At 42.0% G+C, this 14549-nt stretch carries 11 protein-coding genes and 1 pseudogene; 8 read left to right on the top strand and 4 right to left on the bottom strand.

Going from position 1 to position 14549, the window contains the following annotated elements; genetic code table 11:
* Positions 1-623 precede the first annotated feature (623 nt).
* Positions 624-1454, top strand: coding sequence for a hypothetical protein (locus V7K84_RS24420; protein WP_334841841.1), 831 nt, complete (start codon positions 624-626; stop codon positions 1452-1454).
* An 8-nt stretch (positions 1455-1462) separates the two neighbouring features.
* The gene (locus V7K84_RS24415; protein WP_334841840.1) at positions 1463-2101 is read left to right on the top strand and encodes a ThiF family adenylyltransferase; all 639 of its coding nucleotides are present in this window, start codon (positions 1463-1465) and stop codon (positions 2099-2101) included.
* 24 nt (positions 2102-2125) lie between these two features.
* On the opposite strand, the gene V7K84_RS24410 is transcribed toward V7K84_RS24415, so the two are convergent.
* Positions 2126-3628, bottom strand: coding sequence for an acyl--CoA ligase (locus V7K84_RS24410; protein ID WP_334841839.1), 1503 nt, complete (start codon positions 3626-3628; stop codon positions 2126-2128).
* A 341-nt stretch (positions 3629-3969) separates the two neighbouring features.
* Here V7K84_RS24410 and V7K84_RS24405 point away from each other — a divergent pair, with 341 nt between their 5' ends.
* The 4 genes and pseudogenes from V7K84_RS24405 to V7K84_RS24390 all read left to right on the top strand — a co-directional run bounded on the left by V7K84_RS24405 (position 3970) and on the right by V7K84_RS24390 (position 9383).
* Positions 3970-5037: a glycosyltransferase family 4 protein gene (locus V7K84_RS24405; protein WP_334841837.1), complete on the top strand. Its 1068-nt coding sequence runs from the start codon at positions 3970-3972 to the stop codon at positions 5035-5037.
* A 217-nt stretch (positions 5038-5254) separates the two neighbouring features.
* Positions 5255-6025 (top strand): WecB/TagA/CpsF family glycosyltransferase, encoded by a 771-nt coding sequence (locus V7K84_RS24400; protein WP_334841835.1) that lies wholly within the window; start codon positions 5255-5257, stop codon positions 6023-6025.
* A gap of 124 nt (positions 6026-6149) precedes the next feature.
* The gene (locus V7K84_RS24395; protein ID WP_334841833.1) at positions 6150-7994 is read left to right on the top strand and encodes a tetratricopeptide repeat protein; all 1845 of its coding nucleotides are present in this window, start codon (positions 6150-6152) and stop codon (positions 7992-7994) included.
* Positions 7995-8602: 608 nt separating this feature from the next.
* Positions 8603-9383: pseudogene (locus V7K84_RS24390) on the top strand (class II aldolase/adducin family protein).
* Positions 9384-9520: 137 nt separating this feature from the next.
* Here the strand turns inward: V7K84_RS24390 and V7K84_RS24385 are convergent.
* Positions 9521-9997, bottom strand: a complete 477-nt coding sequence (locus tag V7K84_RS24385; RefSeq protein ID WP_334841832.1) for an MFS transporter — start codon at positions 9995-9997, stop codon at positions 9521-9523.
* Between the two features lie 128 nt (positions 9998-10125).
* Positions 10126-10380, bottom strand: coding sequence for a hypothetical protein (locus V7K84_RS24380; protein WP_334841831.1), 255 nt, complete (start codon positions 10378-10380; stop codon positions 10126-10128).
* Positions 10381-10600: 220 nt separating this feature from the next.
* On the opposite strand from V7K84_RS24380, the gene V7K84_RS24375 reads away from it, so the two are divergent.
* Entirely contained in the window at positions 10601-10723 is a 123-nt protein-coding gene (locus V7K84_RS24375; protein WP_334841859.1) for a hypothetical protein, read from the top strand.
* Between the two features lie 241 nt (positions 10724-10964).
* Here V7K84_RS24375 and tftA read toward each other — a convergent pair whose 3' ends face one another.
* Positions 10965-12317 carry a hormogonium tapered terminus morphoprotein TftA gene (gene tftA, locus V7K84_RS24370; RefSeq protein WP_334841830.1) on the bottom strand — a complete coding sequence of 451 codons (1353 nt, stop codon included), beginning with the start codon at positions 12315-12317 and terminating at the stop codon, positions 10965-10967.
* A 186-nt stretch (positions 12318-12503) separates the two neighbouring features.
* On the opposite strand from tftA, the gene dnaG reads away from it, so the two are divergent.
* Positions 12504-14483 carry a DNA primase gene (dnaG, locus tag V7K84_RS24365; protein WP_334841858.1) on the top strand — a complete coding sequence of 660 codons (1980 nt, stop codon included), beginning with the start codon at positions 12504-12506 and terminating at the stop codon, positions 14481-14483.
* Positions 14484-14549: the final 66 nt, after the last annotated feature.

Genomic DNA, 14549 nt, shown 5'->3' with positions numbered 1-14549 from the left:
AAACGAGCACCCATATTTCAGTTACCTCAGTAGATGCATTCTCCGTATTTACTTATCTTTACATAATTAGGTTTTTTCGCACCTACCTACTTACTCATAAGCGCTCACCTATTTGTTATTAGGCCCAAGTCTAAATTACCATTTGTAACATAAAATATTTAAATTTAGTATAAATTAACACTACAGCTACAAATCCTTTCTCAAACCAAGGAGGTGATCCTGATAAGCGACATGAAGAGTGTATATGAAGTAGCAGCGATCGCTCTACTCCAAAATCCCTATTTTCATCTCTTCCAATTTTATGTAGTATATTGTATTATATTAATATCCTGCGTGCCCCAACTCTTGGAGCCTACATACTAGTACGAGAGGAAGAGTAACACTGTCAAATACAGTGGGCGTGTGTGAACGGGGAGTGCGAAGAACCTGGGAGGTAGGCTTAAAAGTAGCCATCCTTGAAAGAGTGTGTAACAACTCACCAGTGGAGTCCCTCTAGTAACTGAGAACACGCAATGCTCCACCAACTTGCACGCAGAATTTTATTAATTCGTAATTCGTAATTAAGAAAGTCAGATTTTATAGGGTTGCACTGGTAGCCTTATTTTTGAAAATTGATATTAGTTATGACTAACATATTTAAGCTAATCAACCAAATTGCGATCGCAGAAGCGCAATTACATACCACCCAATTCCTTGCACCCTGCGTCAAAGGTGGACGAGTTCGCACACGGGTAGCTGGGATGATCTACACCTTCAATCCAAAGCCTAGTAAATTTGAAGGTTGGGGAATCTTTCAGGCTGTGGATGAAAAAACAGCAAAGGTTGTAGAAGAAGCAGACTTACCCCAAATTGCAGAATATTTGCAACACTTTCCCCAAATACGACTGCGGTTAGCACACCAACTGCAAAAACAAACTTGGTTAGCATACCCGGTTAATGAAGTAGATATGCGTCAACGGTTGAAGGTAGTTAAGCCGATCGCAGTCCACTTAGTTACCGAGGGCGTTACCTTTGAGCAAATTATTGCCCGTTGGAATGGCCAGTCATGCTGGTTCGAGGAAGTCGATCGCCGTACCGATCCGGCAATTTCTGAAACTCTGCAATCTGCCGTCAAGCAACTCATTGCTGCTGAAGAATTACAGTTTAAGGGTATCACTCCAGAAATCCGCACAGTGTATGAATTAGCAACTCGGCGCATTGAGGGCTTTACTCAACCCCAACAGGATGAAAAGCGATTGAGAAAGGCATTGCAAATGGGTGGCGGTACCTTAAATCAATTCCACGATCGCAGCGATTATTGGACAGTCGATTGGACAACAGCTGATGGTGTTCGCCATAGTAGTGCGATCGCTAAAAATGACTTGACTGTTGTCAGTTCTGGTATTTGTCTGAGTGGACGCGATCGCGATTTTGATTTGCAATCCTTAGTAGGTGTGATGGAACAACAAGAGTAGTGAGAACAATGAGCATCTTTTTTCACGAACAGCTTTACCGCAGCAATGCTGTGATGGCAAAACTAAAAAGTTATCCTGTAACAATTTGTGGCGCTGGAGCATTAGGAGCTAACATTGCGGAAAACTTAGCTCGGTCTGGTTTTGATAAACTTACAGTAATAGATCGCGATCGCATTGAGGAGCGTAACCTTTCGACTCAGCCTTATTACCGTTCTGATGTGGGAGCGTTCAAGGCGAAAATTTTGGCAAACAATTTATATCGAGCAATTGGTACTAAAGTTGATGCTAAAACAAAGGAGTTAACACCAGCAAATACAACTCAACTACTTCAAGACAGCCAGCTAATTGTCGATGTTTTTGATAACAGCGTGGCACGTCAAGCAGTGAAAGATTATGCTGAAAAATCAAGCATTCCTTGTCTTCATGCTGGACTATCGGCTGATTATGCAGAAGTGATTTGGAATGACGTTTATCGCGTTCCTTCGGAGGTTAATGATGATGTCTGTGATTATCCGTTGGCACGAAACCTGGTGATGTTAACCGTTGCTGTGGCGTGTGAAGCGATCGTTTCATTTATTGCCACAGCAGAACAGCGTAACTTCAGCATCACCCAGAAGGATCTGACTGTTCAATCTCTGTTTTTGTAGATTGTGTCGTTATCTCCCCACTCCCTACTCCCCTATATTCAGCAATTTCGCCATCGCCAACCGTTGCAGTTTCCCGGTAGCACCACGAGGTAGTTGTTCTAAAATGTGAATTTGCTTGGGAACTTTGAAGTCTGCCAGCATAGTTGCACAGTGAGCTAAAAGTTCTTTTTCACCAACTTCTGCTTTCAGAACCACAGCCGCGTGGATATCTTCTCCTAAAGATTTGTGGGGAACGGCAAAGGCTAAGGCTTCGGCGACGGCAGGATGGCGCAGCAAGACATCATCCACTTCTAAAGGAGAAATTTTTTCCCCACCCCGGTTAATCAATTCTTTAATCCGTCCAGTCAAGCAGAGGTAGCCGTCTGCATCCACAGTACCTTGATCTCCTGTGCGGAACCAACCGTTCACAAAAGCAGTGGCATTAGCTTCTGGGTTGTTTTCGTAGCCATCTATAACATTGGGTGCTTTTATCACCACCTCGCCCAAGCTTCCCTGAGATAACAGGTTGCCTTCAGAGTCCATAATGCCCACTTCTACCCCAAAGCCATAACCTACAGTACCTAGTTTCCTGACTTTTGGCGGTAGGGGATTGGTGGTCATTAAGTGAGATGCTTCAGTCATGCTGTAAGATTCCACCACAGGAGCATTCAGAGCTGCCTCTAGCTGTTCAATGATAATCGGCGGCAAAGAAGCGCTACTAGAGCGAATGAAACGAAAGCGGTTTGCTTTGACAATTTCTGGGTTGCGACTAGCGCGCGCCAAAATTGTCTGGTGCATCGTTGGCGCTGCGGAGTACCAGCTGGGTTTGTAGGTATCTACCAGTTTCCAAAACTCCAAGGCATTAAAACCATTGGGACAAACTAATGTACCACCCGAAGCCAGAGTTGCCAGCAAACAGCCCACCAATCCGTGAACATGGAACAAGGGCATTAGGCAAAGTGTAGTATCAGCTGCTGTGAGTGAGTAAGCACTAATCAGGTTGCCGGCTGAAGCGATTAAGTTGCGATGACGAATCGGCACCCGCTTAGGACGACTGGTAGTGCCGCTAGTGTGAAGAATCATCGCTATATCATCAGCGTTGGGGGCTGTGGGATTCGCGGATTCTGCTGGTTCTGAGACTGTTTTGACTAATTCAAAGCTTAATGTACCATCAGTATTTACCTTGGCATTAATCAGTATCATATCGGGTGTGACACTAGCAATGGCTGCTTCTGGCCCCTCAGACAACGTAATCAGTGCTTTTGCTTGGGTATCTTGATAGTAAAAGGCAAACTCTTCTTGTTTGTATTTGGGATTTAAGGGTGCAGCAGTGCCACATAAGGCAGCAGCCAAAAAGGTAATCGCCATTGGTGAACCGTTAGTCATGGCAATGGCGATGCGTTCTCCCCGTTTTAATCCAAAGCTATTGAGTTGAGATACCAGTCCAACAACATTCTCGCGTAATTGCTTATAAGTTAGCGATCGCCCTTCAGGCGTAACTAATGCTGGATGATTGTCTTCTCCTACTAAAAGCTCAAATAAATTCATTAGTTTTTTTTACCTGTAAATACATGATTTAGCTTAAACAAAAAATTGTTACTTAGCTTTGAGTTATGAGAGAATGCTAGAATGCTGTTATTAACAACAGTTTTTTAAATATCCTCATAACAATCCCTATGGCAAAATTTTGTTATGGAGATCATCCTGTAAAATCATAAAAGTGTACATTGAATAAATTTATGAAGTTGCGCTCAAGCAGATAGAGTTATTAGCATTAATTCTCAAAAGTTTCTTGGAGTAAGCTTTTGGATATAAACTAGAAGAAATTCTTTCAATAGTTTATATAAAATAGCTTTTTATTCAATTTCCAAAACATATTAATAGCAATTATGAGTCCCATAAAAATTACTATGTTGGGCGAAAGCTTAGAGCGCCAAGGTGGAATAGTTTCTGTGGAAAAGCTCATTCTTGAAGAAACTACCCCTGATATTGAAATTAAACACATTACGACTTTACCGAATGGTTCTACTTTCCATAAAGTGTTAGTGTTTTTGCAGGCAATAGGTGAGTTGTTTTGGAACTTATTAAACCAAAGAACTGACCTAATTCACATCCATGTTTCAGATAGAGGTAGTGCTTTTCGCCATTCAATTACTACTCTTATTGGTTGGTTATTTAAAAAACCAGTAATTATTCATACTCATAGTGCTGATTTTCATTTGTTTTACTCTAAACTACCTCAATTGCTTCAGCAATGGCTAAGTTGGTCGTTTTGTAAATGTACCCGTTTTATTGTTTTATCAGATAGCTGGAAAAATTTTTACATTGAGAATCTTGGTTTGAAGTCAGAGCAAGTTATTGTTCTCCCTAACCCAGTAAAAATTCCCGCACAAATTCCACAGCGAATAGATTCCAAACAGATATTTTTCTTATTTTTAGGGCGCATTGGTGAGCGCAAAGGTGCTTTTGATTTAATTAAAGCATTTGCTTCTATGCCTGTCGCTCAACAAAGCCAAGCCAAGTTAGTTATAGCGGGGGATGGAGATGTAGAACAAGCTCGTAGTTTGATCCTAACTCTAAATCTAACTGACTACATCACTATTCTTGATTGGGTAGATAAAGAAAAACGCGACGATCTTTTAACTAAAGCTGATGTCTTTGTCTTACCTTCCTACAATGAAGGTCTGCCTATGGCACTACTAGAAGCAATGAGTTGGGGTTTGGCAGTTATCACTACCGCAGTAGGAGGAATACCCGAAATAGTTACTCAAAACCAGAATGGTTTATTAGTTAATCCGGGAAATATTCAACAACTGTCAGAGGCAATGCAATCCTTAATTGCAGACGAAAATCTGAGAATATCTTTGGGAAATAACGCGCGAGTCAGAGTTAAACCCTTGGACATAAACAATTTTCTTACATCTTTAAGATGCATTTATACAGCAGTTATCAATTGAAAGCCATCTTCATAAAAATAGGTTGAAGTGACTTACACTATGTATTAAATACCGAGCTTAAAAACGACGTAATTGATTCTGTATAAGGATAATAGGCGTTGAAAAAGTATGGATTTAATATTATGAAAAGGCAAAGAAACGATAAAGCTATTATTCTTTTGTAGTTCGTATTCTTCTAAACTTGGTATACTGGCTAATAAGTGAGGGAGGTGCAGAAATGAAAACTTTTCCTGAAGTGAAATTGTTTGATACAAGATTCCATAAAGTTAAAGTACAAGAATTAGTTGATTATTTAATAGAAGCAGCAAAAAGCCAAAAAAAAACAGTTGTAGGACATGTGAATATCAGAGCAATGAATTTCGCTTATGAAAAGTCTTGGTATCGAGATTTTTTGAATAAGGCTGATTTAGTATTTTGTGACGGATTTGGTGTAATGGTAGGAGCTAGATTCAACGGTTATTCAATGCAATCTGCACATCGAATGACAGCACCAGATTACATCGAAGATTTAGTATTAAAGTGCGAGAAAGAAAACCTTTCTTTATTTTTGTTAGCTGGAAAACCTGGCGTAGTGGATAAGGCAATTACTAAGTTAGTAGCAATTGCGCCTAATCTACGCGTACATGGACATCATGGTTATTTTGATAAATCAGGAAAAGAGAATGATTTGGTAATAGAAAAAATTAATAAATTCCAACCAGATATTTTATATATTGGTTTTGGTATGCCATTACAAGAACGCTGGATTTTAGATAACTTTAGTAAAATTGAATCTACTGTATTTTTACCTTTAGGTGCTTGTCTAGATTTTTATACTGACTCTATATATCGCGGGCCGCGTTGGCTGACTGATAATGGTCTGGAGTGGTTAACACGCTTAGTTACTGAACCTACTCGTCTAGCAGACCGTTATATTATAGGCATTCCATTATTTTTTTATCGTGTAGTTAAACAGCGAATCACTCAAGGAATGATAACAAATCGCTAAATAAATTTTTTCTAAATTTCGCATTTGTTATGACCATGACTGGTGAAAAGTGACCAATTGTTTCCCCTACCTCTGCGGCCAGGACTAGAATTAGAATTGACGTGACATTCTCCTAGTAGCCAAAGTGCCAGACTCTCTGCCATTAAGCGATCGCTATCTTGCCTTAATCGATGAAATTATCGAAACCACCCTCAAGGGCAAAATTAGCTCTGTAGAACAGGTGTATCAAATACTGCTTAAAGGGATTACTTCCGGGACAGGGGAAGTCTTTGAGCTAGCTTTGAGCGATCGCCTGAATACCTTCCAAAGCCAAGTAGATAGCGAAAAAGACGAACTCAAAAAAGCCAAGGCGACTCGCAGTTTGAGAGCCATTAAGACGATTCAAAGTCAATGGCAACGCTGGCAAGAGCAAAATAAAGCCACAGAAGCGATCGCCTTTGCCGCTACAGAAATTACTACAGCCACTGCTGGCGATCGTCTAGCGACATTTATCCGGGTTACTGATCCCAATCAGAAGTATCCGCTAAATTTACAACAGTTACAGCAGTTATCAAAGGCATTGCAGCAATTTGCTCAGGCAGATGCTGATTTACAACAATTTTCCGAAGGGATTACCCGTGGTTTAGCTTCTTGGCAGCGATTGCAAGACAACTTGCTCAGTTGGATGTACGAGCAAAAGGAATCTCTGGGATTTGGCGGTGTACCGGGAGAACGCGGCCCTTGGGCAAGTTGGGCGAAACAACTTAATAGTGAATTACCCCAAGCACTGCTTCGCACCTTAGCTAGGGAAGAATCCGCAATAGAGTTTGCCGAGCGACAGCGTGGTATTACCCTCAGAGATTGGGTAGAAATGGCATTGATTTTACAGTTTTTGCAACGGGGACTAATTAACTGGTTTGACCAACAAGCTTACGATGTTAAAGCGGGGCCAAAGTTGTCCATTTCCACTTTTTTGACCTTTGCAGTGATTTGGAGTCAGTTAGCAAGTGGTTTTAGGAGTATTGGGACAGTATATAGCGATGCCTGTTCTCAAATCATGCTCCAGATTTTACGAACCTTTGCCCAGCGTCCATATTTTCCCTTTTACGGCGGGATTTTTGCCTCTTTTACTGGTACTTATTTACGAGATGCCCTCGATTATTTAGATGAACCACTGCGACGAGGCGAGGGAACCCAAGAAAAAGCGCGGATTTTGACACTTTTAGGCTATTCTCAGCGTGCTTTGGGACAATACCAGCGCTCAATTGATTTTCATCAGCTGGCGTTAGAGATAGCCAGGAATGCAGGCGATCGCACCTGTGAAATTGCCAATCTCAATCACCTCAGCCGCACCTACGTACAACAACAAAATTATGCTGAGGCAATTAACTATAGTCAACGAGCATTAATACTGAGTCGGCAAGCAGGCGATCGCACAGGGGAAGCAAACGCGCTAGTAAATTTAGGTTACAGCGAAGTCATGCAAGCTCAGGAATTGGAAAACCTAGAACCCGAAACCTATGAAGCCGCAATTAATTATTTGGAACAAGGTTTAAAATTATCAGAAAAATTAGGCGATCTTCAAAGTAAAGCCTTATGTGTCAGCAGCTTAGGAATTGCCTATCTAGTAATTGGAGAACACCAAACGGCAATTAAATATCTTGAAGATGGCTTTAAAACAGCACAAGTTTCCGGTGATTTGTATCTCCAAGGGCGGAACTTAGCTTATTTAGCAGAAGCTTATTATCATCTGCAAAATTCCGAAAAAACTGTTTACACGGGCTGCTTGGGAATGTATCTTTTAGAGCAAATTGCTTCTAATGAGTGGCGACAACCAGCAGGGTTACTGACAATTTTACAAGGGCAAATCGGGGCAGAAGCTTTCCAAAAGTTCTTACTGCAACATCGCCCGAAAATTATTGCGGTTATTGGTGTAGATGGGTACGATCACATTCCGCAATTGTTAGAAGAATATAAGGGAGATATGTGAGAAGGCAGGGGGCAGGGGGCAGGGGGCAGGAGGTAAAACCCATACAAAAAATATATTTTCTTCGTCCTGCTTTCTGTCCTCTGGCTTTCTCTGGTAAAAACCGTGCGATCGCTCCACAACTTAACAAATCGCCACAGTCTCTATACGAGTAAAGAAATAACATTCTCTTCAAGTATATTTTGTAGCAAAACTCCATATTGAACTTGCTTATTTAAATGAACTGTGGTAGCTTCATTGTAGTTTAAACAGCTAAAATTCGATTGACTTACCGTAGTTTATTTGATAGTATCACTACTCTAGTTAGAAATTTGTTGTCACTAGGTGTTTAAAAGCTGATATCAGGTAATTAGTAACGTATTTACGGTTATTAGCCAAAAGTTATTTGTAGCATTGTCCACTGGACACGATTGAACAATACGTCTTTGCAGCGATAAAAACTGCGAAGGCGCAGCCCGTCGTAGACATCGCTCACAGAGCCATAACCATAAATCCTTTGTTGTCTCGCTAGTTTAATGGTGAAGCGATGTCTATCGATAAACCTTGAGGCTTTTAGCAGCAGTGAGGCAGCACTGTAGGTCTATCCAATCCATACGTAGGAGTTGAAAATTATGGTGCAAACTTCTCTCGTCCGCCCCAGCAATCCCTTTCAGCCACCGACCTTCGTTTCCATTGAATCAGAGCGTCGCCATCGTCAAGAACGCTTGGCAGCAGCTTTTCGGGTATTTGCGCGTTTGGGTTTTGCTCAAGGATTGGCAGGACACATCACTGCCCGCGATCCCGAACTTACCGATCATTTTTGGGTAAATCCTTTTGGGATACACTTCAGTCGAATTCGGGTATCAGACCTGATACTAGTGAATAGTGAAGGTCAGGTAGTCCAAGGTGAAGGCAAAGTTAGTCAAGCAGCATTTGCCATTCACTCTCAAATCCACGAAGCCCGCCCCGATGTCATTGCAGCGGCTCATGCCCATTCTTTCTATGGCAAAACTTGGTCATCTTTGGGTCGGTTGCTCGATCCGATTACCCAAGATTCCTGTGCTTTTTACCAAGATCATGCTCTATTTGATGATTTTACAGGCATTGTCTTAGAGACAAGCGAAGGAAAACGCATTGCTCAAGCACTAGGCGATCGCAAAGCTGCGATTATTACGCAACCACGGAATATTGACCGTGGGACACAGTGTGGATGAAGCCGCTTGGTGGTACATCAGGTTAGAGGATACCGCTAAGGCGCAATTACTAGCAGAAGCCGTAGGAAAACCCATCCTGATTGATCGCGACATCGCCTTAAAGATCCAACAACGCGGTGGTACTCACCAAGCAGGCTGGGGTGGATTCCAATATTTGTGGGATGAAATTACCCACGACCAACCAGATTTGTTTGATTGATTATAGCTGGGGGTATCGTAGAGAAAACAATATTTCACCCCTAGCGTCGCAATCAAAATCCCGCCCATAGCCGGCCCCAATACCAGCGAGGAACTTAACATCACTGAATTCAAAGCGATGCCTTCGGCGGGCTACGCCTACGCATTACTCCAATCGGCGCGATCATCTACGGTTTCGGTGACGATTGTATGACGCACGGGCATATCTAATCCCTTGAGGAAACCATTGAGAACGCTCAGTACCAATAGGATGGGAAACGTAATCCAATTTGTAAAGGTAAGAATCGTTAAAGTTAAGGAAACGCTAATTCCCAATATCTGCACTAGCATTAACAAGTCACGACGACTCCAGCGATCGGACAATACGCCCGAAAACGGAATCACTAATAACGTCGGTAAAAATTGCACAAACCCTGCAATTCCCAACAACCAAGCCGATTGAGTCAATTCGTATACGAGCCAAGGAATAGTTAACTGCTGGGTCATAAATGTCCCAGACATTGATAGTAACTGTCCCCCAAAAAACAGCCGAAAGTTACGCCAGCGAAAGGCGGGTAAATGCTGGTAAATGATATTACTTACGCGATCGCCTAGTTGTCTATTCCAAATTTTCATTCGCAAAATTATACTATGTTATACTAATAGTTAGTCTGAATAATATTTAGCCCAACTAACAAATATAGGATAATTGCGTAGTTTACCGCCGCAGGCATCGCGTCTGGTTTTTTGGGAAGCTTGCTGATTCAAAGTAATAATTGGTCGTCAGTCAATTGTTGATTTTTGAAGATGAGGATATGGCGATCGCGCCACGCCTGTTTGAGTTGCAAGATTGCTTCTGAATCTGCTGTAATACTGGTGTTGACGCCAGTATCAACTGCTCCTAAAGCTGCTCCACTAGGCGTAATCTCAATTCGTATTGCAGTAAATGTCGTAAAAATTTCTCCTTGTACTTTGTAGTTGGTAAAGAAGCGATCGTAACTTTCAGGATTATACTTCAAATTGATAGAGTTACAGTAGTATACAACAGCTATACTTTTAGACTGCTGGAATCAAAGTAGAAACATTTGGTAAAAGAAATAGCAAACATATCAGTTAAATTACTTACTCAGTTGATACCCCTGACAATATTGAAGAGATATACAAACTACGCTAATGGTTGAGCATTAACCATTTTGACTGCCAAAAAGTAAACCAATACAGCATATACGGCTGGAGTATTTGTGTACCTCACAAATTGTGCTGTATATCCCCAACTATGAAGAACGTTGGCGAAATGGTGAAGCTATTGCAACTGAGTTTGTGGAATCAACAGTTAATCAAGTAATTAGCAAGCGGTTTTAGGACTTACGCAAAAACCCTCTCAAACTCTCATTCCTCCGTGACCTCTGCGTCGCGCCAGTTGCTTCAAGTCGGGGACCCCGCCTAACGCACTGGCTGGCTTCTCTGTGCTTCGTTCTCTGTTACCTGTGCGTAAGTTCTAGGTTTGTCAAAAAACAGCTAAAACAGATCGTGTTTGCGATCGCGTTCCGCCCACCATAGGCGATCGCACTTTGCAGAACCTGAGTAATTTTCCTTTCCTGACTCAAAGAAGTCCTGCTGATTCATATAATCGTTTGAGCATTGCTGAAATCTTTGTACTATAATCCAAATCTGCTGACCACCGCCCTGATAGCTGATCGATTAATGGCGCAATCCCGCGTGTGACAAAACGAAACCTTGGATCTACGACTTCTTGTACCAAAGGTTCTAAACTGGCGTAAGCTTTCAAATGTTGGATGTGCGCCCTGACTCCAATTCTGGCACTTGGAAAAGATGCAGCCTCCGAACCGCCACCGATCGCACCTAAGCCTGCAAAGTTATTTTGCTCAGGTCTAATATCGCCACCAAACCGTAAAAATCCAGTTTCTACACACATTTGGCAAAAGGCAATATCATAGTTCACTCCCTCTATACCTGCTTCTTCCCGATAAAGTTTTGGGATGTCAGGAAACTTTGTTAAGGCATTTTCATTATTGTTTCTGAGGAATAATTGTAACTGTATTTCGGAAGTATTACCGTTCGACATTACCCGCGAAAATTGACCAGGGCAAACCGCTAAATTCGAGCGTAAGCTAACAGTACGCGTTGCCGCATCCCAATTGACTGCAACATTAAAATCTCGTAGTTCGATGGCTTTGACATAAACTATTTTGTGATAAGTAATTTTATTGACATTAGCTGCTTTTGAAAGGTCAATTCGTAGAAGGTCTACTAAATCAATGGGGATGTAAGCATTACCATTAACTAAAACTCCTTTTTCTGTGTAACTTTGTCCGTTAATATTAATATTAATTGGCGGATAATTTGCTTCTACCGGAGTTCCAGGAGTGGGGTCAATCACACGACTCCAAGTCACCAATCCATCGACAATTCCCAAAGCAAAATCGCGGCGACGAGTTTGCAGTAAAGCCCGATCTTCTGGATTGCTGAGAAACCCTACTTGCATTACCAAAGCTGGCAGCGTTGTCTGACGACAGAATGCTAAACTACCCAATCCACTATCTGTATCTGGCTTGACTCCCCGATTCGGTAATTGGGGTACGCGGCGCAATAACCCTACTAGTAACTGTTCAGCATTACTCTTGCGATCGCTATTATTAGCAATATAGAAAATGCTAGCCCCACGCACAGAAGGGCTGTTAGCCGCATTAGCTGCAATTTCTAGGGCGACATCACCCCGGCGGCCGCGGGAATTGATCCAGGTGATAGTTTGGGCGGCGCTCAAGTCATCAGGAACCGCCAAAATTTCCAAACTCCGCGCCCTCAGTTCCGTAACAATCAAATCCCGCAGCAGAATCATTTCTTTTGCTTCACTTGTACCACCTGCGATCGCACCTCGATCTATTCCTCCCGCTTCTTTGCCTCCATGAGCTGCTGATATAAAAATACGCCCCATTTTCAGTATTTCCTCTGATAAAATTAAGTCTAAGCAATTGTATACATCATTCTTGGTCTGGCAACAAGAATATAATAGCTATCAGAAGTTTAAAGTCATTTGTCCTTTGGTATTTCTCCAAAGTTCATGACCAATGACCAATGACCAATGACTAATGACTAATGACTAATGACTAATGACAAAGCCATGCAAATCCCCCGCTTGCACCCAGACACAATTGAGGAAGTTAAACTACGAGCTGATATTGTAGATGTCGTCTCGGAATACGTAGTTTTACGCAAACGAGGAAAGGATTTTGTCGGTTTGTGCCCCTTCCATGATGAGAAATCTCCCAGTTTCACCGTCAGCCAGACTAAGCAAATGTACTATTGCTTCGGCTGTCAAGCTGGGGGAAATGCTATTAAGTTTGTCATGGAGTTGGGAAAGCGTTCTTTTGCTGATGTGGTACTGGATTTAGCACGGCGTTACCAAGTACCAGTGCAAACCCTAGAACCCGAACAACGTCAAGAATTACAGCGTCAGCTATCTTTGCGCGAACAGTTATATGAAGTTCTCGCTTCTTCAGCCCAGTTTTATCAACACGCCTTAAGACAATCCCAAGGACAAAAGGCACTTCAATATTTGCAATCTAACCGCCAATTTAAAGAAGAAACTATACAGCAATTTGGTTTAGGTTATGCTCCCGCAGGTTGGGAAACTCTCTATCGTTATTTAGTGGAAGATAAACATTACCCAGTGCAAATACTGGAAAAAGCGGGATTGATTAAGCCACGCCGGGAAGGGGGCGGGTATTATGATGTATTTCGCGATCGCCTCATGATTCCCATTCGTGATGTTCAAGGGCGCGTCATTGCCTTTGGCGGAAGAACTCTAACTGATGAACAGCCTAAATATCTGAATTCACCCGAAACCGAACTTTTTAGTAAAGGTAAAACTTTATTCGCCCTCGATCGAGCCAAAGATGGAATTTCTAAACTCGATCGAGCCGTGGTGGTAGAGGGATATTTTGATGCGATCGCTCTCCACGCTGCTGGTATTAATAACGCCATCGCCTCACTCGGTACAGCTTTAAGCTTAGAACAAGTCCGGTTAATCTTACGCTACACCGAATCGAAACAATTAGTACTCAACTTTGATGCTGATAAAGCTGGAACCAATGCAACCGAACGGGCGATTGGTGAAATTGCTGAATTAGCATACAAGGGGGAAGTTCAGCTAAAAATTCTCAATTTACCTGATGGCAAAGATGCTGATGAATACTTGCATAGTCACACTCCAGAAGATTATGGAGAACTGCTAAAAAATGCGCCACTTTGGCTAGACTGGCAGATTCAGCAAATTATTCAAGACCGTGATTTAAAACAGGCTACTGATTTTCAGCAAGTAACTCAGCAAATAGTCAAATTACTTAAAAATATAGCTAACAGCGATACACGCAACTATTACGTTTCCTACTGTGCAGAAATACTCAGCTTGGGAGATACCAGACTTATACCCCTAAGAGTCGAAAATCTGCTAACTCAAATTGCTCCAGCTGCGGCGACATATTCTAAGCCCGTATCAGCGAAGAAAGCATGGGGAGGTGGTAAATCCCCACTCTCCATTACTTCGGCTACGCTCAGTACAAGTCCCAACTCCCCACTCTCTACAGAACGCAGCCTTTTAGAACACGCAGAGGCATTATTACTACGAATTTACTTGCATTGTCCCGAACAGCGTCAACTAATTGTTGACGAACTAGAAGAGCGAGATTTGCAATTTAGCCTTTCCCACCACCGATTTTTATGGCAACAGATTTTAGAAATTTCATCCGGTGATGGAGAGACGCAAAATTTTTCGTCTCTACCAGATTTAATTTCCCGTCTCCAAGATCGGTTCTTAGAATTTGACAGCGAAATTGGGTTAATTTCCCATTTATTTCATGTGGATGAAAAAAACCAAAAAGAAATACTGCGGACTCCGCAAGTAGTTCAAGCTGCGATCGCTTGTATGGATTTAGTGATGCTTGAAAAACGCTATCGTCACTTTTTGGAACTATGGCAACAAACCGATCCAGAAGCGGAACCAGAGCGGTATCAATATTATTATCAGGCTTTTTACGCTGAAAAAATCAAGCTTCAACAAATAGACCGACAACGGTTATTTTCTATCACCGAGTTGTTGTAGCCATGCACTCACGCTCCACCAAAATCTTGATTAAACTTCAAGATATTTCAGTTAAGAATTTCTTTC

Source organism: Nostoc sp., from assembly GCF_036917315.1.
Lineage (GTDB): Bacteria > Cyanobacteriota > Cyanobacteriia > Cyanobacteriales > Nostocaceae > Nostoc.
This window is presented reverse-complemented; position numbering and strand designations above follow the sequence as displayed.